Raw genomic sequence first — 18,326 nt, forward strand, 5'->3', positions numbered from 1 at the left:
GTTTCCGACTCTATCAGACCGTTTCCGTATCCGATTTCCTCGGTGCTTTCCAGGTTCCCGCTTCCGCGTTTCCCTTTCCGGCGAGTCCGACTCTACCAGGTCCTTTCGGGCCCGATTTCCTCGGTGCTTTCCAGGTGATTTGCTTTCGCGTTTCCCTTTCCAGCGGCTCCGACTCTATCAGATCCTTTCGGGCCTGACTCCCAGTCAGCAGGGCTTGTCTTCACGGCTGTTGGGCCGTTCCGACGAGTGAGACATTAGCGGATTCCTGGCTCCCGAGCTAATCGGGGTGGCGCCCTTTCGAACGCGGAATCCTCATTTCGCAAACACGCATGAAAACGAGCCGACGACGAGTCGTCGATCGTTGAATGGTGGTGCGGAATGGCTGTCCGGGGACCGACCGGAGTCGACGCTCACGTCGGACAACTCGGAGAACACTACGTACGGGCAGGAGTCGTGTCAACTCCGCTCCGGACGGGCCCCTCGAGGCGTACGGTGACTCCATGACTACCCATACGTGCACCCAGCTGTGGTGGGCCGCCTGACGGCGGCCGTACACACGTATGTACCCAACGGCCGCCGCCCTCGGCGGCCGTTTTTGTGTCTCCCTCCCGGGAGCCGGCCGGTGGGCGCGGCGGCCTCGACCAGGAGGTGGAGAGATGACGCGGATCTTCAGTGGGGTCAAGCCGACCGGGCATCTGACGCTGGGGAACTATCTGGGAGCCGTACGCCGCTGGGCCGCCGTCGATCAGCACCGGGCCGAAGCCCTGTTCTGCATCGTCGATCTGCACGCGCTGACCGTGGACCACGATCCGGGGCGGGTCCGCAGGCTCAGCAGGCAGGCGGCGACGTTGTTGCTGGCCTCGGGGCTCGATCCCGAGCAGTGCACGGTGTTCGTACAGAGTCATGTGGACGAACACGCCCGGCTTTCCTATCTGCTGGAGTGCGTCGCGACCGACGGGGAGATGCGGCGGATGGTCCAGTACAAGGAGAAGGCCGCGTTGGAACGGAAGCGCGGTGGGAGCGTGCGGCTGTCATTGCTGACGTATCCCGTGCTGATGGCGGCCGACATCCTGGCGTACGGAAGCGACGAGGTGCCGGTCGGGGACGACCAGACGCAGCACGTCGAGTTGACCCGGGATCTGGCGGTGCGGTTCAACCAGCGGTACGGCCATACGTTCGTGGTGCCTCGCGCGACCCGTCCCGAGGTCGCGGCGCGGGTCATGAATCTGCAGGAGCCGACGTCGAAGATGGGGAAGAGCGACGACGTCGGACCGGGCGTCGTCTATTTGCTCGACGAGCCGGATGCCGTGCGGAAGAAGATCATGCGCGCGGTGACGGACAGCGGGCAGGACGTCGAGTACGACCCGGAGGAGCGGCCCGGGGTCTCGAATCTGCTGGAGATCCTCGCGGCGTGCGAGGGAGGGGACCCCGAAGCCCTGGCGGGTGCATACGAGTCGTACGGCGCTTTGAAGAAGGACACCGCCGACGCCGTGGTCGAACTCCTCAGGCCCGTGCAGGAAAGGCACAAACGGCTGTGCACGGATCCCGCTTATGTGGAGGGGGTGTTGCGGGACGGTGCCGAGAGGGCCAGAGGGATGGCGCGGCCCCGGGTGGACGCGGCCTACGAGGCGATCGGGTTGCTGCCGCCCGCGGCTGGATGACTGAGGACTGATGGTCGTCCTCGGCGACGGTCGGCCCTCGCCGCCGGAGTGGTCGGCGCCGGGGGCGCCTCGGCTCGGTCCAGGGGTGGCTCGGTGCCGAGGGCCGGCCGGGGCAGGGGCGGGTCAGCTGTTGCCGGAGGCGAGTTCGCGGCTGCGGTCGCGGGCCGCTTCCAGTGCGGCGATGAGTGCCGCGCGTACGCCGTGGTTCTCGAGTTCGCGGATGGCGTTGATCGTGGTGCCCGCGGGAGACGTGACGTTCTCGCGGAGCTTCACGGGGTGCTCCCCGCTGTCGCGGAGCATCACGGCGGCGCCGATCGCGGACTGGACGATCAGGTCGTGCGCCTTGTCGCGGGGCAGGCCGAGCAGGATGCCCGCGTCCGTCATGGCCTCGACCAGGTAGAAGAAGTACGCCGGTCCCGAACCGGAGAGCGCGGTGCAGGCGTCCTGCTGCGACTCCGGGACGAGCAGGGTCTTGCCGACGGCGCCGAAGATCTCCTCGGCGTACGCCACGTGCTCGGAGGTGGCGTGACTGCCCGCGGAGATGACGGACATCGCCTCGTCGACGAGGGCAGGGGTGTTCGTCATGACACGGACGACCGGAGTGCCGGCGGCCAGCCGCTCCTCGAAGAAGGAGGTCGGGATACCTGCCGCGCCGCTGATGATCAGGCGGTCGGCGGGGATGTGCGGGGCGAGTTCGTCGAGGAGGGAGCCCATGTCCTGGGGCTTGACGGTCAGAATCAGGGTGTCGGCGGTCTTCGCCGCTTCCGCGTTGCTGACCGGGGTGACTCCGTGGCGTTCCTGGAGTTCCTTGGCCCGCTCCGGTCGGCGGGCGGTGACCAGGAGATCGGTGGGGGCCCAGCCGGCTCGGATCATTCCGCTGAGCAGGGCTTCACCGATCTTGCCGGTGCCGAGGACTGCGACTTTCTGAGGCATGGTTGCGGGTGCCCTCCGAGGGTTGAGTCGTCCGCGTTCATCCTCCCACCGGGGTCATGAGGACGGGTCGGATGTCCGGTGGGCGGACGGCACGCCGCCCTCGGTCCCGGCGGGCCGGGGCGGGCGGACCGGCCCGTCCGCCCCGTCGCGGGGCCTACGGCGTCCTGCGTCGCAGGGTCGCCGCTCCGAGCCCCAGGACCAGCAGCGCGCTCCCGGCGACGATCAGTACGTCGCGTACGAAGGTCGCCGTCATGTCGGTGTGCTCGAGGACCTCGTTCATGGCGTCGACCGCGTACGACATCGGGAGGACGTCGGAGATGGCCTCCAGGACGGGGTGCATGTTGGAGCGCGGGGTGAACAGGCCGCAGAGGAGAAGCTGCGGGAAGATCACCGCCGGCATGAACTGGACGGCCTGGAACTCGGAGGCGGCGAACGCCGACACGAAGAGGCCGAGGGCCGTTCCGAGGAGAGCGTCGAGGAGGGCGACGAGCAGGAGGAGCCAGGGGGAGCCCGTGACGTCCAGGCCGAGGACCCAGACCGCGAGTCCGGTGGCCAGCGCCGACTGGATGATGGCGAGCGCGCCGAACGCGAGGGCGTAGCCGGCGATCAGGTCGCCCTTGCCCAGGGGCATGGCGAGGAGGCGTTCGAGGGTGCCGGAGGTGCGCTCGCGCAGGGTCGCGATCGAGGTCACCAGGAACATCGTGATCAGCGGGAAGATCCCGAGGAGGGACGCGCCGATGGAGTCGAAGGTGTGGGGGCTGCCGTCGAAGACATAGCGGAGCAGAACCAGCATCACACAGGGGACGAGGATCATCAGCGCGATGGTGCGCGGGTCGTGCCGCAGCTGACGCAGGGCACGGGCCGCGGTGGCCGTCGTGCGGGAGAGGTTGAGCGCGCTCGGGCGTGACGCCGGTGCCGGCTGCCCGGAGAGGCCGGGGCTCGCGGGTGCGGTGGGCGCAGTGGGGCTCGTGGGTGCCGTGGAACTCATCGTGCGGTCTCCTCGCGGGGCGGGGCGCCGGCGGGGTCGGGGTCGGCGCCGGTGGCCGGGGGCTCCGAGGACGGGCCGGGGGAATCCGGGGCCGGGGGTTCGGGGGTGGCGGGTTCCGGCGGTGAGGTGGGGGTGGTCGTCGCGGGCTGGTGTGCGGCCGCCACCGCCTCGTCCACGAGGTGGAGGAAGGCGGCTTCGACGGTGTCCGAGCCGGTCCGTTCGCGGAGGGCGTCGGGGGTGTCGTCGGCGAGGATCCCGCCCTCGCGCATCAGGAGGAGCCGGTGGCAGCGCTCTGCCTCGTCCATGACGTGGGAGGAGATCAGGAGGGTCGTGCCGCGCTGCTCCGCGATGGCGTGGAAGAGGTTCCACAGGTCGCGGCGCAGGACCGGGTCGAGGCCGACGGTCGGTTCGTCGAGGACGAGGAGTTCCGGGGTCCCTAGGAGGGCGACGGCGAGGGAGACGCGGCTGCGCTGGCCGCCCGAGAGGTTGCCGGCGAGGGAGTCGGCGTGGGAGGCGAGGTCGACGTCGGCGATGGCCCGGATGACATCGGCGTGGCGGCGTTCGGATGCGGCCCGGCCCGGGTCGAGGATCGCGGCGAAGTAGTCGAGGTTCTGGCGGACGGTCAGGTCGTCGTAGACCGAGGGCGCCTGGGTGACGTAACCGATACGGGAACGCAGTGCGGCATCGCCGGCGGGAAGGCCGAGGACTTCGAGGGTGCCGCTGACCTTGGCCTGGGTGCCGACGGTCGCGCGCATCAGGGTGGATTTCCCGCAGCCGGAGGGACCGAGCAGGCCGGTGATCTGGCCGCGCGGGACGGTGAAGTCGAGTCCGTGCAGGACGGTGCGGGTGCCGCGGACGACGGTGAGGCCTTCGGCGCGGACGGCGGGCGGGGAAAGGGGCACGGGTGTTCCTGAGGGGTCGGGCGGACGCGGACGAATAATCATCACTCGATGAATATTCCTCTCGTGAGGTGCGCCGGTCAAGAGCCGTGGCGCCCCGGTCCGACGAGCGGAGCATCGGGTGGCGCAGGCGCGCGTCGGCGCGAACGGAACGGGAGCGTCCGCGTGCCGTCGAACGATGCGCTCCCGCATTCGCGTGACGGTGGCTCGGAGGGGCTGCGCGATCAACTGGCTTACCTGACAATGGATTTCAATGTGCGATACGACTCCGTGCCGTGTCGCACGCTCCGCCGTGCCCTCCCCCGGCACGGCACCCACGCATCTCCCGCTGTCGACCGGAGGTGCTGTCGTGATGCGCAAAGCCGATCTGTTCGCGTCCCTCGTCGTCTTTCTGGTGGCGCTGCCCCTGTGTGTCGGGGTCGCCATAGCGTCCGGTGTGCCGGCCGAACTGGGGCTGATGACCGGAATCGTGGGTGGGCTGGTCGCCGGGATGCTGCCCGGCAGCAGCCTTCAGGTGAGCGGGCCCGCGGCCGGGCTGACCGTGCTGGTGTACGAGGCTGTGCAGTCGTACGGGGTCCGGGCGCTGGGCGTGCTGGTGCTCGGGGCCGGGCTGGTGCAGCTCGGACTCGGGGTTCTACGGCTCGGGCGGTGGTTCCGGGCCGTGTCCGTGGCCGTCGTGCAGGGGATGCTCGCCGGCATCGGGCTCGTGCTGATCGCGGGCCAGGTGTACGCCATGGGCGACGTGGCCGCGCCCTCCGGCGGGCTCGGGAAGATCGCCGGGCTCGTCTTGCTGGCCGCTGACGCGGATCCGCCGGCTGTGGCGATCGGCGGCGCCACCGTGGCCGTACTCCTGCTGTGGCCGCGCTGGCGACGGGGAGCGCGGGTGGTGCCGGCGCCACTGCTGGCGGTGGCGCTCGCCTCGGCCGTGACCGGGGCGTTCGATCTGCCGGTGCGACGGGTCGAGGTACGGGGGCTGTTCGACGCCGTGCGGCCGCCGTCCGTCACGGATCTGGGCCGGCTCACGGAAGTGGGCGTGATCGGGACGGTCCTGGCGTTCGCACTGATCGCTTCGGCGGAGTCGTTGTTCAGTGCGGCGGCGGTGGACCGGCTGCATCGGGGGCCGCGTACCGACTACGACCGCGAGCTCATCGCGCAGGGCGCCGGGAACGCCGTGTGCGGGATGCTCGGGGCGCTGCCGATGACCGCAGTGATCGTGCGGAGCGCGGCGAACGTGCAGGCCGGGGCACAGACCAAGGTGTCGCGGGTGCTGCACGGGGTGTGGCTGCTGCTCTTCACGGCCGTGGTGCCCGCGGTGCTCGGGTTGATTCCGGTGGCGGCGCTCGCGGGGCTGCTGGTGCACGCGGGGTGCAAGCTCATGCCGGTACGGGAGGTGCGGACGCTGTGGCGCGGGCATCGCGGTGAGGTGGTCGTGCTGGCGGTGACCGCGGTGGCGATCGTGGTCGGGAACCTGTTCGAGGGGGTGCTGGTCGGACTCGCGCTCGCGGTGGCCAAGACCGCCTGGGACATCAGTCATGTGCACGTGGAGACCGAGGACCGGGGCGACGCGGGGATGGTCGTACGAGTGGTCGGCAACGCCACGTTCCTTCGGCTGCCGAAGCTGCTGGACGCCTTGGAGGCGTTGCCCCACGACCGTGACGTACGGCTGGAGTTGGGCGGGTTGCGGCACGTCGATCACGCGTGTGCGGCGGCCCTGGAGGCGTGGGCCGCCGAGCGGGATCACGAGCGGACCGCCACCAGCAGCTCGACGACATAGGTCTCCTCCACGAACCCTTCCGGGAACGCCTGGAGGAGGTGGTTCCGTTCCTCGGCGAAGAACGCTCCGGTGGCCTCCTCGCCGAGGACCAGGAACTGCGAGTGCTGGCGCTCGTCAGGGGGCGGGCAGCGAGGGCTTCGACGGCGTCGAAGAGGGCGGGCGGATACGACGGACGGTTCGCGGCGTACTGCGCCGCGGCCGAGTTGAAGGAGTGGGCCCGTGCGGCGTGCTGGGAGGCGGCGGAGCGGGAGAGAGGCACGGGTTCATGGTCGGGGGTGGTGCGGGGGCTGAGGTAGACCCCCTTTTCCCCCTCCCCGGTCCATACCGGCTCCGGCGCCGAGGGGTGTGGCCCCCTGACCGGTCGTGTCCCCCAGACCGGTCGGGTCTCCCTGCCAGGTCGTGACGCGTCGCGGGCTCGTCCCCGGGCGCGGGACCCGGACGGCAGACCGGCCGTATCGCGTCGCGGGCTGATCCGCGGGTGCGGGACCCGGACGGAGTCAGGAGCGACGTCCCTTCTTCGAGGGGTTGCCGGCGCGGCGCGTGGTGCGGCGGGTGTACTGCTTCTTCGCCGTCTCGTACTCCTCGCGGTGGAGCTTCTCGCCCGGGGCCTCGGTCAGGGAGCGGAAGCAGTAGGCGAGGAGGGAGCCGACGAAACCGATGGCGAGCAGACCACGCAGGGATGCCTGGCGGTCGGGGTCGGGGCGCTTGGTGAAGGCGTCCGAGGTGTGCCGGAACGCGAGGGCGCTGCACACCGCGAACATCACCACGACCAGCACGGTCACGGGCGTCCCCACGTCCGCGATGGCCAGGCCCTGGTAGGCGAAGCGAAGCACGAAGCAGGCGGCCACGGCGGCGGCGAGGGATCCGACGGCCACGCCGATCCGGCGGCCGGTGTAGCCGCCGTCGTGCTCCACCCAGGTCGTCCCGAAGAATTGCAGGGGCTCGGGCCGGGGCCCCGCGGGGGTGCCGGTTCCGGTGCTGGTCTCGTCGCTCACGCGACGATTATCGCTCCGGTCCCGGCTCCGTCGGCTATCGCTCCGGTCACAGCCCCGTCGGCTATCGCTCCGGTCACAGCCCCGTCGTCCGCCGCGGGTGCCCTTGAGCTGGGGCGTCGGTCAGGAACACGCGGGGGCGACGTAGCCGTCGCTGCCCGTCTGTACGTATGCGTCCGCCACGAACTGGCCGTTGGAGATGTTGTCCCAGATCTTGCTCGTGCCGTAGGGGCCGGCGACGGACTCTCCCGAGCACTGGCAGTAGATCGGGACACGCGAGCCCGCCGGCAGGGTGCGGACGATGCTGAAATGAGTGCCCGGACCGCTGCGGACGTTGACGTTGTGGCCCGGTGCGAGCGGGTAGGTGCGGAGCGCCTCGGCCGACAACGGCTCCGCTTCCGCCGCCTCCGTCGAATCTGTGATGGCAATGTCTTCCACGGCCATGTCAATCTCCCCCGTTGATTGGTTCACGCCAAAAATATGCTGCGCGCCGAGGCTAGCAAGCCGTCGAGGTTTCGTACGAAGGATCGACTAGGCTCTGCGCGTCGCGCATGCGGTCGAACCCACGGGGGTGAGTGATGCCGCCACAGCGCAGCACCGGTACGGACTCGGAAGCGGAACATCCGCGCTATGCCGGGCAGTACCTGCTGGAGGCGAGACTCGGCTCCGGTGGCATGGGAATCGTGCATCTGGCGCGGTCCGCCTCCGGGTTGCGGCTGGCCGTCAAGGTCGTGCATGCCGAGTTCTCTCAAGACCCCGAGTTCCGGGGGCGGTTCCGTCAGGAGGTCGCGGCCGCCCGGCGGGTCAGCGGTGCCTTCACCGCGCCCGTGGTGGACGCCGATCCCGAGGCCGAACGCCCTTGGATGGCAACCCTGTTCATCCCCGGACCGACGCTCTCCGAGCATGTGAAGCGGAACGGCGCGCTGTCCTCGGCCCGGCTGCGTCATCTGATGGCCGGACTCGCCGAGGCCCTGCGGGACATCCACCGGGCCGGGGTCGTCCACCGTGACCTCAAGCCCAGCAACGTCCTGCTGGCGGAGGACGGGCCGAAAGTCATCGACTTCGGCATCTCCCGCCCCGCCGACAGTGAACTGCGTACGGAGACCGGCAAGTTGATCGGCACTCCGCCGTTCATGGCGCCGGAACAGTTCAGCAGGCCACGGCATGTCGGGCCGGCCGCCGATGTGTTCGCCCTGGGTTCGGTGATCGTGCACGCGGCCACCGGGAGCGGGCCGTTCGACTCGGACAGCCCGTATCTCGTCGCCTATCAAGTCGTCCATGACGAACCGGACTTGACGGGTGTGCCGGAGGACATGGTCGGCCTCGTCGCGCGCTGTCTCGCCAAGGAACCCGAGGACCGGCCCACCCCGGACGAGCTGATGACCGCCCTGCGCTCGGTCTCGGCCTCTTACGACACCCGGGCCTTCATTCCCGAACAGCGCACCGGGAAAGGGGAGTCGGCGCCACCCGCGCACGAAGTGGCCCCCCGCCCGAGGCATGAGCGTCCCGAGGGCGCCGAAGACCGCACCCATGTGGCTGCCCGGAAAAGGGGCGGGCGGAGCCGACGGCTGCCCGCCGTCATCGCGGTCGCCGGGCTCGCCGTCGCCGGCGGTGCCGTCGGCGCCTTCGGCCTCCTCGGCGGATCGCAGAGCCCCGTTGCGGAACAGCACACGGCCCGGCCGTCCAAGAGCGCCTTTCAGCCGTGGCAACTCGACCTGCGGGCCTCCGGCGCCCGGGCCGACGGCCAGCCCCGGTGCACGTACGCGGCTCAAGCCCTGCTGTGCGTCCGGCCCGGCGTCCTGGCCGCCGCGATCGATCCGGACGACGGCAAGGTGCTGTGGTCCCGGAGCGAAACAGGGAACGGGAATACCTACTCCACTCCGGCGCCGGTCCTCTCCGGGGGGCTCCTGCTGGTCGGCAGCCGGAGCGGGCATCGGCTGACCGCCCTGGATCCCGCCACTGGCACGACTCGCTGGAGTCGCGATGTCGCGCACTACGACGGCCGGGTCACCTCCGTCGGCGGTGTCGTCCTGCTCACCGGCCCCGACTCCAAGGTCACCGCGCTGGACGCGGCGACCGGCGAGGAGAAGTGGCGTCACGTGATTCCAGGGCTGGCCGTCCCCCAGTTCCAGTCGTACGGGGACGGGGTCGCCTACGTGGTCTCGACGCCCTCCGAGACCGGGAGCGGGACCGAGACCCGGGTGACCGCGGTGGACCCGACGACCGGTGCCACGACCTGGCAGCGGCACATGGACGGAGCGCTGAGCCTCGTGGCCGCCCGAGAGGGAACGGTCTGGTTCACCTCGACCACCGTCGACCAGTACACGGACTCGGTCCTGCGCTACGACGTGGCGAACCGCAGGATTCAGCGCACCACTCTGCGCATCCCGCAGGCGCAGGCGCAGGTGGTCGTACGTGGGGACACCGCGTATCTGCTGGGAAGCGACGGTTCGCTGGTCGCCGTGAACACCCGGACGTCGGAGCAGCTGTGGCGGGCGGAGACGTCCGTCAGCAGGGCGTCGGCTCCCGCAGTGGCCGGTCATCGGCTCTACCTCACCGCGGCGGACGGGCGGCTCGTCGCAGTCGACACGGATCGAGGCACGCTGCTCGGGCAGACAAAGGTGCGGCTGGAAAGCGACCGGGGATCGCTCATCAGCGTGCTCCCCGCCCCCCTCGCCGCCGGCAACCACATCTACGCCGCCGCCCCCGACGGCTCCCTCTTCGCGGTCGACGGGCGGGATCCCTCGGCCTGGTGATCGGCCTGATGATCGGCCTGGTGACAGCGCGAAGGGGCCGCCCCGGCAGGAGCGGCCCCTTTACGGCTTCACAGGCTTTCCAGCCTTTACGGCTAGCCCAGCTTCGAGACGTCCCGCACCGCGCCCTTGTCCGCGCTCGTCGCCATCGCGGCGTACGCGCGAAGGGCGGCGGAGACCTTGCGCTCGCGGTTCACGGGGGCGTAGACGCCGTTCAGGGCGTCGCGGCGGGTGGCCAACTCCTCGTCGGACACGAGCAGTTCGACCGAGCGGTTCGGGATGTCGATGCGGATGCGGTCGCCGTCCCGGACGAGGGCGATCGTGCCGCCGGACGCGGCCTCGGGGGACGCGTGGCCGATCGACAGGCCCGAAGTCCCGCCGGAGAAGCGGCCGTCGGTGATCAGGGCGCAGGTCTTGCCGAGGCCGCGGCCCTTGAGGAACGAGGTCGGGTAGAGCATCTCCTGCATACCGGGGCCGCCCTTGGGGCCCTCGTAGCGGATGACGACGACGTCGCCGTGGGTGATCTCCTTGCGGAGGATCTTGTCGACCGCCTCGTCCTGGGACTCGCAGACGACCGCCGGGCCCTCGAAGGTCCAGATGGACTCGTCGACGCCGGCCGTCTTCACGACGCAGCCGTCGACGGCCAGGTTGCCCTTGAGGACCGCGAGGCCGCCGTCCTTGGAGTAGGCGTGCTCGGCGGAGCGGATGCAACCGCCCTCGGCGTCCTCGTCCAGGGCCTCCCAGCGCTCGGACTGGGAGAAGGCCTCGGACGAGCGGACGCAGCCGGGGGCCGCGTGCCACAGTTCGATCGCCTCGGGGGACGGGGAGCCGGCCCGCACGTCCCACGTCTTCAGCCAGTCCGACAGGGACGGGCTGTGGACGGAGTGGACGTTCTCGTCGAGCAGGCCCGCGCGGTGCAGTTCGCCGAGGAGGGCGGGGATGCCGCCGGCGCGGTGCACGTCCTCCATGTAGTACGTGCGGTCCTTGGCGACGTTCGGGGCGACCTTGGCGAGGCACGGCACCCGGCGCGAGACCGCGTTGATCTCGTCCAGACCGAAGGGGACGCCCGCCTCCTGGGCGGCGGCCAGCAGGTGCAGGATCGTGTTGGTGGAGCCGCCCATGGCGATGTCGAGGGCCATGGCGTTCTCGAAGGCCGCGTGGGTGGCGATGTTGCGCGGCAGGACCGACTCGTCGTCCTGGTCGTAGTAGCGGCGCGTGATGTCGACGACCGTGCGGCCCGCGTCCTCGTACAGGCCCTTGCGGGCGGTGTGGGTGGCGAGGACCGAACCGTTGCCGGGCAGGCTCAGGCCGATGGCCTCGGTCAGGCAGTTCATCGAGTTGGCGGTGAACATGCCGGAGCAGGAGCCACAGGTCGGACAGGCGTTCTCCTCGATACGGAGGATGTCCTCGTCCGAGATCTTGTCGTTCACGGCGTCGGAGATCGCGTCGACCAGGTCGAGCGTGCGGACCGTGCCGTCGACCAGGGTGGCGCGGCCGGACTCCATGGGGCCGCCGGAGACGAACACCGTCGGGATGTTCAGGCGCAGGGCGGCCATGAGCATGCCGGGCGTGATCTTGTCGCAGTTCGAGATGCAGATCAGGGCGTCGGCGCAGTGCGCCTCGACCATGTACTCCACCGAGTCCGCGATCAGGTCGCGGGACGGCAGGGAGTACAGCATGCCGCCGTGGCCCATCGCGATGCCGTCGTCGACCGCGATCGTGTTGAACTCGCGGGCGATGCCGCCGGCCGCCGTGATGGCCTCGCTGACGATCCGGCCGACCGGCTGGAGGTGGGTGTGACCGGGCACGAACTCCGTGAAGGAGTTGGCGACCGCGATGATCGGCTTCCGTCCGATGTCCGCGCCCGGTACACCGGAGGCGCGCATCAGGGCGCGTGCGCCCGCCATATTGCGGCCGTGGGTGACTGTGCGGGACCTCAGCTCGGGCATCGTCGCTCGCTCCTTCGGGGAGGCATGAGGAGGGTTATGACTGAAGTCGAGCGTACGCCGGTGCTCCAGGATCCGGACAGGCCGTCCGCATCTCGGAACGTACGTCTCGACCAGCGGCCGCCTTCGCACGGCATACGCGCATGTCAGCGGTGTCCTGCCGCGGCGGAACGAGCTCGGCGACGGGTCCGCTCGCTCATGAGTTCGCCAGGTGTCCGGATGGGCTCGCCGGATGCCTCTTGGTTCGGCGGATGCCTCATCGGTTCGCCCGGTGTCCTCATGGGTTCGTCAGGTGTCCGCATCGGTTCGTCGGGTGTCCTCATGGGTTCGTCAGGTGTCCGCATCGGTTCGTCGGGTGTCCTCATGGGGTTCGTCAGGCGTCCGCATCGCGCGGTTCGTCCGGTGTCCTCATGGGTTCGTCAGGTGTCCCTGCACCACCGGCGCCACCCTGGCCACGATGCGTTCCAGGTCCACGGAGGCCAGCGGCTCGACCTTGATCACATGGCGCAGCATCGCGACCCCGACCAGCTGGGCCGCCGCCAGCTCCACGCGCAGCTCCGCGTCCGGGACGTCGAGCCGACCCGCGACGCGGCGCAGCAGCTGGGCTGCGACGAGGCGGCGGAAGACGGCGGCCGCGGTGTCGTTGTTCACCGCCGAGCGGACGATCGCGAGCAGCGGGGTACGGCTCGTGGGGTTCTCCCAGACGCCGAGGAAGAAGCGGGTCAGGCGTTCCCCGACGCCGTCGAGAGGGCCCTCGACGATCGTGTCGGGGGCGCCGAGCGCGGGGGCCATGGCTCCCTCGACGGCCGCCTCGAAGACCTGTTCCTTGGTGCCGAAGTAGTGGTGCACGAGGGCCGAGTCCACGTCGGCGGACCTGGCGATGCCGCGGATCGACGTCTTCTCGTACCCGCGCTCGGAGAACTCCTCGCGGGCCGCCTCCAGGATGCGGTCGCGGGTGGTGGGGCCCGCCTCCGTCTGCGTACGGGTGGGGCGTCCCCGGCCGCGGCGGGGGGCGGCGTCCGTCATCCGCGGGGCACCTTCACGGCGGAGGCGAGGTGGAGCCGGGTGAAGGCGAGGGCCTCCGCGAGGTCGGCCTCGCGTTCGGCACTGGACATCGCGCGGCGGGTGTTGACCTCGATGACGACATGGCCGTCGAAGCCGGACAGCGCGAGCCGGTCCAGGAGTTCGGCGCAGGGCTGGGTGCCGCGGCCCGGGACCAGGTGCTCGTCCTTGTTGGAACCGTTGCCGTCGGCGAGGTGGACGTGTCCGAGGCGGTCGCCCATGCGGTCGATCATCTGCAGGGCGTCGGTGCGGGCGGTCGCGGTGTGGCTGAGGTCGATCGTGAAGTGCCGGTAGTCGTCCTTCGTCACGTCCCAGTCGGGGGCGTACGCGAGCATCTCGCGGTCGCGGTAGCGCCACGGGTACATGTTCTCGACGGCGAATCGCACGTCCGTCTCGTCGGCCATGCGCCAGATCCCGGTGACGAAGTCACGGGAGTACTGGCGCTGCCAGCGGAACGGGGGATGGACCACGACGGTGCTCGCGCCGAGCTTCTCGGCGGCGGCCCTGGCACGCTGAAGCTTGATCCACGGGTCGGTGGACCAGACCCGCTGGGTGATCAGCAGACAGGGGGCGTGAACGGCGAGGATCGGGATCCGGTGGTAGTCGCTGAGGCGGCGCAGCGCGTCGATGTCCTGGCTGACGGGATCGGTCCACACCATGACCTCGACGCCGTCGTACCCGAGGCGCGCGGCGATCTCGAAGGCCGTCGCGGTCGACTCCGGGTACACGGAGGCCGTGGACAGGGCGACCTTCGCATCCGGGATGCGCACCACTGGTTCTGCCACGAGGGACAGCGTACGGGGTGCCTCCGGCGGTTGGGCGAGGGGCGGCGAGCTTGGCCGGGAGGCTCCTGTGGGCCCCCGGCGAGGGTGGGTTGGGCTCCGGCCCGGGGGCGGACCGGCCCTGCGGGCGGGTGGTGGACGGGCCTCCGACCTGGGGGTGTTCGAGCTTCCGGGCCGGGGTGCGGCGGGCCGTCGGCCCGAAGGGTGCGGGGCCCTGCCGGGACGCTCCGGTGATCGGCTCCACGGCCGCGCGCCGGAGCGCCCACGTGATCGACGCCACGGTCCCGGGCGGGTGCCCACACCCGGGGCGGGTGCCCACTTGCCGCCGGGCTCGGGTGCCCACTTGCCGTGGGGGAGGCTGCCCACTCGCCGTGGGCGAGGCCGCCGTCGCGCGGCTGACCGCCATAGGGGGCTTGTCGCGCCGTTCCCCGCGCCCCCTTGCGGCACCTTCCCCCGGGGCCCGTTACACCGTCACCGCCGGATCGGCTGCCCACCCGCCGTGGGCGAAGCCGCCGTCGCGCGGCTGACCGCCGCAGGAGGCTTGTCGCGCCGTTCCCCGCGTCCCCTTGCGGCACCTTCCCCCGGGGCCCGTTACACCGTCACCGCCGGATCGGGTGGCTGCGGCGGGTTCCGTTTTGGGTTACTCCGAGGCCATCTGGTCCAGGCGGCGCAGGATGACGCCCTCGCGGAGGGCCCAGGGGCAGATCTCCAGGGTCTCCACGCCGAAGAGGTCCATGGCGGCCTCGGCGACCAGGGCGCCGGCGAGGAGTTGGCTGGAGCGGCCCGGGGAGACGCCCGGCAGCTCGGCCCTTTCGTCGGCCGTCATGGACGTGAGGCGGGGAACCCAGTCCTCCAGGGAACGGCGCTTGAGCTCGCGCTGGACGTACAGGCCGTCGGTGGAGCGTGCGGCACCGGCGAGCCGAGCGAGCTGCTTGAACGTCTTGGAGGTCGCGACCACGTGGTCGGGGGCGCCGAAGCGGCTGAACTCTCCGACCGTCCGGGCGATCTGGGCCCGCACATGCCGGCGCAGCGCCCGCACGGCCGCCGGGTCCACCGGGTCGGTGGGCAGCCAGCCCGCGGTCAGCCGGCCGGCGCCGAGCGGCAGCGACACCGCCGCGTCCGGCTCCTCGTCCATGCCGTACGCGATCTCCAGGGAGCCGCCGCCGATGTCGAGGACGAGCAGCTTGCCCGCCGACCAGCCGAACCAGCGGCGGGCCGCCAGGAAGGTGAGCCGGGCCTCTTCCGCGCCGGTGAGAACCTGCAGCTCTACATCGGTCTCGGCCTGCACCCGGGCGAGAACCTCGTCGGCGTTGCTGGCCTCGCGCACGGCCGACGTCGCGAACGGCAGCAGGGCCTCGACACCCTTGTCCTCGGCGGCCTCCAGGGCGTCCTGGACCGTCTCGATCAGCTTGTCGACGCCTTCGGGGCCGATCGCCCCGCTCTCGTCGAGCAGTTGGGCAAGCCGCAAATCGGCCTTGTGCGAGTGGGCGGGCAGTGGCCGGGCGCCGGGGTGGGCGTCCACCACCAGCAGATGCACCGTGTTCGATCCCACGTCGAGGACACCGAGTCTCATGTACGGAACGCTACTGCCCACACCGCGATTCACGAGGGGCGGGGCGAAAGCCCACGTCGAACGGTGATCTCCGGGCAGCCGCCGGGGCGTCCCCGGAGCGGGCGGAAGCGACTTACCCTGGACCCGTGCCAAAGACGAAAAAGGCGAAGCCCGACAAATCAGCCACGGGATCTCCGCAGGCGAAGGCCACCAAGTCCAAGAAGTCCGTGCAGAAAAGCGACGAGAAGGGGCTCGACTTCGCTCGCGCGTGGGTGGAGTTCCCTGATCCGGCCGATGACGAGCAGGTCTTCCGGTGCGATCTGACCTGGCTGACCTCTCGCTGGAACTGCATCTTCGGGAGCGGCTGCCAGGGCATCCAGGCGGGTCGCGCCGACGACGGCTGCTGCACGCTGGGGGCCCACTTCTCCGACGAGGACGACGAGAAGCGGGTGGCCGGGCACGTGGCCCGGCTCACGCCGGACATCTGGCAGAACCATGACGTGGGGGTGGAGACGGGCTGGGTGTCCAAGGACGAGGACGGCGACCGCCAGACCCGCCCGTACGAAGGCTCCTGCATCTTCCAGAACCGTCCCGGCTTCGCCGGTGGCGCGGGCTGCTCGCTGCACATCCTGGCCATCAAGGAGGGGCGCGAGCCGCTGGAGACCAAGCCGGACGTCTGCTGGCAGCTGCCCGTACGTCGTACGTACGAGTGGATCGACCGGCCGGACGACACCCGGGTGCTCCAGGTCTCCATCGGCGAGTACGACCGGCGCGGCTGGGGACCGGGCGGCCACGACCTGCACTGGTGGTGCACGTCGGCGACCTCGGCACACGGCGCCGGCGACCCGGTGTACGTCTCGTACCGTCCGGAGCTGATCGAGCTGATGGGCAAGGCGGGGTACGACCGTCTGGTCCAGCTCTGTGAGGAGCGGCTGGCCTCGCAGCTTCCGCTGCTGGCACCCCATCCCGCGGATCCGGTGGACTGAGTCCGCAATACCGCGGGTCCGGTGGACTGGGTTCGCCTCCTACGGATCCGGTGGACTGAGTCCGCATCCCGCGGCTCCGGTGGACTGGCGCCATCCCGCGGCTCCAGTGGGCTGGGTTCCTATCCCGGTCGTACGGCGAGTGGCTCGGTTCCTACGAGGTGCCCGGGTCGTCGCCGTCGCTCGGCGGTGGCGACGAGTCGCCCGGGTCCGAGGAGGACGAGTCGGTGGCCGTGGGTGTCGGCGTCGGGTCGGTCGGGGACGGGTCCGGGCTGGTCGGGGTCGCGGTCGGGGTCGCGGTGGAGCCCGGTCCTGAGGGGCTCGGGCCGGTCGCGGTGGGGTCGGGGTGGCCGCCGGGCCGGGGCGAGCCCGCCTTCCCGTACCCCGCGATGGTGACCACCGCGCCCGCCGGGGCGATCGCCACCCGCGCGGTCCAGTGGCCCACCGGCTCGCGAAGGTGATCGACGTACACCTTGATCGTCAACGAATCGCCCGGTTCGAGCGTTCCCGAGGACTGGCTGAGGTAGAGCCATGACGCGCCCGTGCGCGCGGACCAGCGGACCGGCGAACTGCCGGACGCGGTCAGCGTGACCAGGGTCGTGTCGCCGCTGGTTCCGGCGGCCACCGACAGGTGCCCCGGAGTGCTTCCGCGGGCGCTGACGACCTCCACGGAGACGTCCGGCGAGCCACTGCCCTTGGTGAAGCGGGAGCCGGGTCCCGCGCTGGCGTTCCCGGCGTTCTCGTAGCCGCCCGCCTGCCCGCCGTCCAGACCCTCGGGGTCCTGGGCCTCGCTCGTGCTGGCCGGGCGGCCGTCCACGCCCTCGCCGGTCAGCGGTGCGCCCCGGTACGCCGCCCAGAGGGCGAGCACGGGTGCGGCGACGACGGTGGCGACGATCGTCGTCGTGACGGCACGCGCGCGAAGGCGGTCCCTTCGGGCGGCGTGGTCCTTGGGGTCCATCGGAAAGCCGCGCCGGTCGAAGCGCGGAGCGCTGCCCCGCGCGCGTGGGGTGTGCGCCATCGCGACGCGCAGGGCCGCGTGCGGGGCCTCCAGCACGGGAAGCGCCGCGGGCGTGACGCTGGTGCCCGGCCAGGCGCCGGGGACCGCGCGCTCGGCGGTGCGGCGGCAGCGGGGGCAGTCGTCGACGTGCCGGACCAGCTCGCCGCGCAGGGTGGTGCTCAGCACGAGCCGGCTGTCGCCGGTGAGCCGGGCGACGCTGGGACAGGCGCCGGTCTCCACGACGGCGAGGGCCGCGCGGGTGCGTTCGACCTCGCAGGCGGCGGAGGCGAGCAGCTCGCGCGCCGTGGCGAGGTCCATGCCGAGGACGGCGGCGACCTCGTGGGCGGCGAGCTGGTGGCGCACGGCGAGTTCGAGCGCCTCTCGCTGCTCCGGGGTGGTTCCGGCGGCCTCCGGCCAGGCCAGCTGGGCGAGTTCGCGCCGGCGGTCGTCCTGGACCTCCTGGGCCACGGGAGCGGCGCTCAGCGCCTCGGCAGCGCGCCGGTCGGCGGCGGCCTTGTGCACTCCCTTGAGGGCGGCCTCTTCGTGGGGGCCCCTGGCGGCACCCAGGGGGTCGCTCCTGTGGGGTGTGTGCCGCCCTGAGGCGTGTGCCGCCTGCCGCCTGCGCCGCGCTTCGGTGAGCCTGCGCAGGCAGGACCAGCGGGCGAGCGCGTAGAGCCAGGCCCTGCGGTCGCCTGCGGACTCCGGGCCGCGCGGGCCACGCCGCTCGGCCAGCGCGAGGGCGTCCCCCAGGGCGGCGGTGGCCGCGTCGTGGTCGCACAGCACGGACAGGCAATAGGTGAACAGGCCGTCCAGGTAGGGCTCGTAACGCGCGGGGGGACGCTGGACCAGGGTGCGCGGGGTCGCGCCACGGGGCGCGGCCGCCCGCTTGCGCGCGGCTCCGTGCGCCCGGTGTGCGCCGGTGGTGTGCATGGAGGTCTCCGGACTGCTGCTCGTCACCCGTGCGACCGTAGGTGCCCGGAGGCAGCCCCTTCCTCCCCCTTGAG

General features: G+C 71.3%; 14 protein-coding genes and 1 pseudogene. 4 read left to right on the top strand and 11 right to left on the bottom strand.

From position 1 onward, the window contains the following. The first annotated feature begins 656 nt into the window (after positions 1–656). The gene (trpS, locus tag ACFYR3_RS02950; protein ID WP_355842545.1) at positions 657–1,661 is read left to right on the top strand and encodes a tryptophan--tRNA ligase; all 1,005 of its coding nucleotides are present in this window, start codon (positions 657–659) and stop codon (positions 1,659–1,661) included. 123 nt (positions 1,662–1,784) lie between these two features. Here the strand turns inward: trpS and proC are convergent, their stop codons facing one another. The 3 genes from proC to ACFYR3_RS02965 form a co-directional block, all read right to left on the bottom strand. Further along, positions 1,785–2,594 carry a pyrroline-5-carboxylate reductase gene (gene proC, locus ACFYR3_RS02955; RefSeq protein WP_355842548.1) on the bottom strand — a complete coding sequence of 270 codons (810 nt, stop codon included), beginning with the start codon at positions 2,592–2,594 and terminating at the stop codon, positions 1,785–1,787. Between the two features lie 154 nt (positions 2,595–2,748). Next, positions 2,749–3,582, bottom strand: coding sequence for an ABC transporter permease (locus tag ACFYR3_RS02960; RefSeq protein WP_389281236.1), 834 nt, complete (start codon positions 3,580–3,582; stop codon positions 2,749–2,751). Further along, complete coding sequence (locus tag ACFYR3_RS02965) at positions 3,579–4,526, bottom strand: ABC transporter ATP-binding protein (protein WP_355842963.1); 948 nt, start codon at positions 4,524–4,526, stop codon at positions 3,579–3,581. The genes ACFYR3_RS02960 and ACFYR3_RS02965 overlap by 4 nt, the downstream gene beginning before the upstream one ends. Before the next feature lie 307 nt (positions 4,527–4,833). On the opposite strand from ACFYR3_RS02965, the gene ACFYR3_RS02970 reads away from it, so the two are divergent. Next, positions 4,834–6,255 carry a SulP family inorganic anion transporter gene (locus tag ACFYR3_RS02970; protein ID WP_389281238.1) on the top strand — a complete coding sequence of 474 codons (1,422 nt, stop codon included), beginning with the start codon at positions 4,834–4,836 and terminating at the stop codon, positions 6,253–6,255. Between the two features lie 106 nt (positions 6,256–6,361). Here ACFYR3_RS02970 and ACFYR3_RS02975 read toward each other — a convergent pair. From ACFYR3_RS02975 to ACFYR3_RS02985, 3 genes and pseudogenes are all read right to left on the bottom strand, one after another. Then, positions 6,362–6,514, bottom strand: a pseudogene (locus ACFYR3_RS02975) (SAM-dependent methyltransferase); the annotation flags it as partial. 238 nt (positions 6,515–6,752) lie between these two features. Next, positions 6,753–7,250: an EamA/RhaT family transporter gene (locus tag ACFYR3_RS02980; RefSeq protein ID WP_355842557.1), complete on the bottom strand. Its 498-nt coding sequence runs from the start codon at positions 7,248–7,250 to the stop codon at positions 6,753–6,755. Between the two features lie 120 nt (positions 7,251–7,370). Further along, complete coding sequence (locus tag ACFYR3_RS02985; RefSeq protein WP_355842560.1) at positions 7,371–7,691, bottom strand: peptidase; 321 nt, start codon at positions 7,689–7,691, stop codon at positions 7,371–7,373. A gap of 134 nt (positions 7,692–7,825) precedes the next feature. Between ACFYR3_RS02985 and ACFYR3_RS02990 the strand changes: the two genes are divergently transcribed. After that, a complete protein-coding gene (locus tag ACFYR3_RS02990) occupies positions 7,826–10,003 on the top strand; it encodes a PQQ-binding-like beta-propeller repeat protein (protein ID WP_389281240.1) in 2,178 nt (725 codons plus the stop codon). 92 nt (positions 10,004–10,095) lie between these two features. Here the strand turns inward: ACFYR3_RS02990 and ilvD are convergent, their stop codons facing one another. From ilvD to ACFYR3_RS03010, 4 genes are all read right to left on the bottom strand, one after another. Continuing rightward, entirely contained in the window at positions 10,096–11,949 is a 1,854-nt protein-coding gene (ilvD, locus tag ACFYR3_RS02995) for a dihydroxy-acid dehydratase (protein WP_355842566.1), read from the bottom strand. 405 nt (positions 11,950–12,354) lie between these two features. Next, entirely contained in the window at positions 12,355–12,972 is a 618-nt protein-coding gene (locus ACFYR3_RS03000; RefSeq protein ID WP_356783954.1) for a TetR family transcriptional regulator, read from the bottom strand. Continuing rightward, positions 12,969–13,793, bottom strand: a complete 825-nt coding sequence (locus ACFYR3_RS03005) for a sugar phosphate isomerase/epimerase (protein ID WP_355842572.1) — start codon at positions 13,791–13,793, stop codon at positions 12,969–12,971. Before ACFYR3_RS03005 ends, ACFYR3_RS03000 begins: the two co-directional genes overlap by 4 nt. A gap of 637 nt (positions 13,794–14,430) precedes the next feature. Continuing rightward, positions 14,431–15,363: a Ppx/GppA phosphatase family protein gene (locus ACFYR3_RS03010; RefSeq protein ID WP_355842574.1), complete on the bottom strand. Its 933-nt coding sequence runs from the start codon at positions 15,361–15,363 to the stop codon at positions 14,431–14,433. A 125-nt stretch (positions 15,364–15,488) separates the two neighbouring features. Here ACFYR3_RS03010 and ACFYR3_RS03015 point away from each other — a divergent pair, with 125 nt between their 5' ends. Continuing rightward, positions 15,489–16,328, top strand: coding sequence for a hypothetical protein (locus ACFYR3_RS03015; RefSeq protein ID WP_356783956.1), 840 nt, complete (start codon positions 15,489–15,491; stop codon positions 16,326–16,328). 151 nt (positions 16,329–16,479) lie between these two features. Here ACFYR3_RS03015 and ACFYR3_RS03020 read toward each other — a convergent pair whose 3' ends face one another. Further along, on the bottom strand, positions 16,480–18,279 hold the full coding sequence (locus ACFYR3_RS03020; RefSeq protein WP_389281243.1) for a hypothetical protein: 1,800 nt from the start codon (positions 18,277–18,279) through the stop codon (positions 16,480–16,482). Between the last annotated feature and the right edge of the window lie 47 nt (positions 18,280–18,326).

The sequence above is a fragment of the Streptomyces sp. NPDC005784 genome, from assembly GCF_042871525.1.
Lineage (GTDB): Bacteria > Actinomycetota > Actinomycetes > Streptomycetales > Streptomycetaceae > Streptomyces.

What these genes read in the sequence shown, in the direction of transcription:
- ACFYR3_RS02960 (WP_389281236.1), bottom strand. Translation starts at nt 3,582, where the DNA reads ATGAGTTCCACGGCACCCACGAGCCCCACTGCGCCCACCGCACCCGCG.
- ACFYR3_RS02970 (WP_389281238.1), top strand. Translation starts at nt 4,834, where the DNA reads ATGCGCAAAGCCGATCTGTTCGCGTCCCTCGTCGTCTTTCTGGTGGCG.
- ACFYR3_RS03000 (WP_356783954.1), bottom strand. Translation starts at nt 12,972, where the DNA reads ATGACGGACGCCGCCCCCCGCCGCGGCCGGGGACGCCCCACCCGTACG.
- proC (WP_355842548.1), bottom strand. Translation starts at nt 2,594, where the DNA reads ATGCCTCAGAAAGTCGCAGTCCTCGGCACCGGCAAGATCGGTGAAGCC.
- trpS (WP_355842545.1), top strand. Translation starts at nt 657, where the DNA reads ATGACGCGGATCTTCAGTGGGGTCAAGCCGACCGGGCATCTGACGCTG.
- ACFYR3_RS02965 (WP_355842963.1), bottom strand. Translation starts at nt 4,526, where the DNA reads ATGATTATTCGTCCGCGTCCGCCCGACCCCTCAGGAACACCCGTGCCC.
- ACFYR3_RS02990 (WP_389281240.1), top strand. Translation starts at nt 7,826, where the DNA reads ATGCCGCCACAGCGCAGCACCGGTACGGACTCGGAAGCGGAACATCCG.
- ACFYR3_RS03010 (WP_355842574.1), bottom strand. Translation starts at nt 15,363, where the DNA reads ATGAGACTCGGTGTCCTCGACGTGGGATCGAACACGGTGCATCTGCTG.
- ACFYR3_RS02985 (WP_355842560.1), bottom strand. Translation starts at nt 7,691, where the DNA reads ATGGCCGTGGAAGACATTGCCATCACAGATTCGACGGAGGCGGCGGAA.
- ilvD (WP_355842566.1), bottom strand. Translation starts at nt 11,949, where the DNA reads ATGCCCGAGCTGAGGTCCCGCACAGTCACCCACGGCCGCAATATGGCG.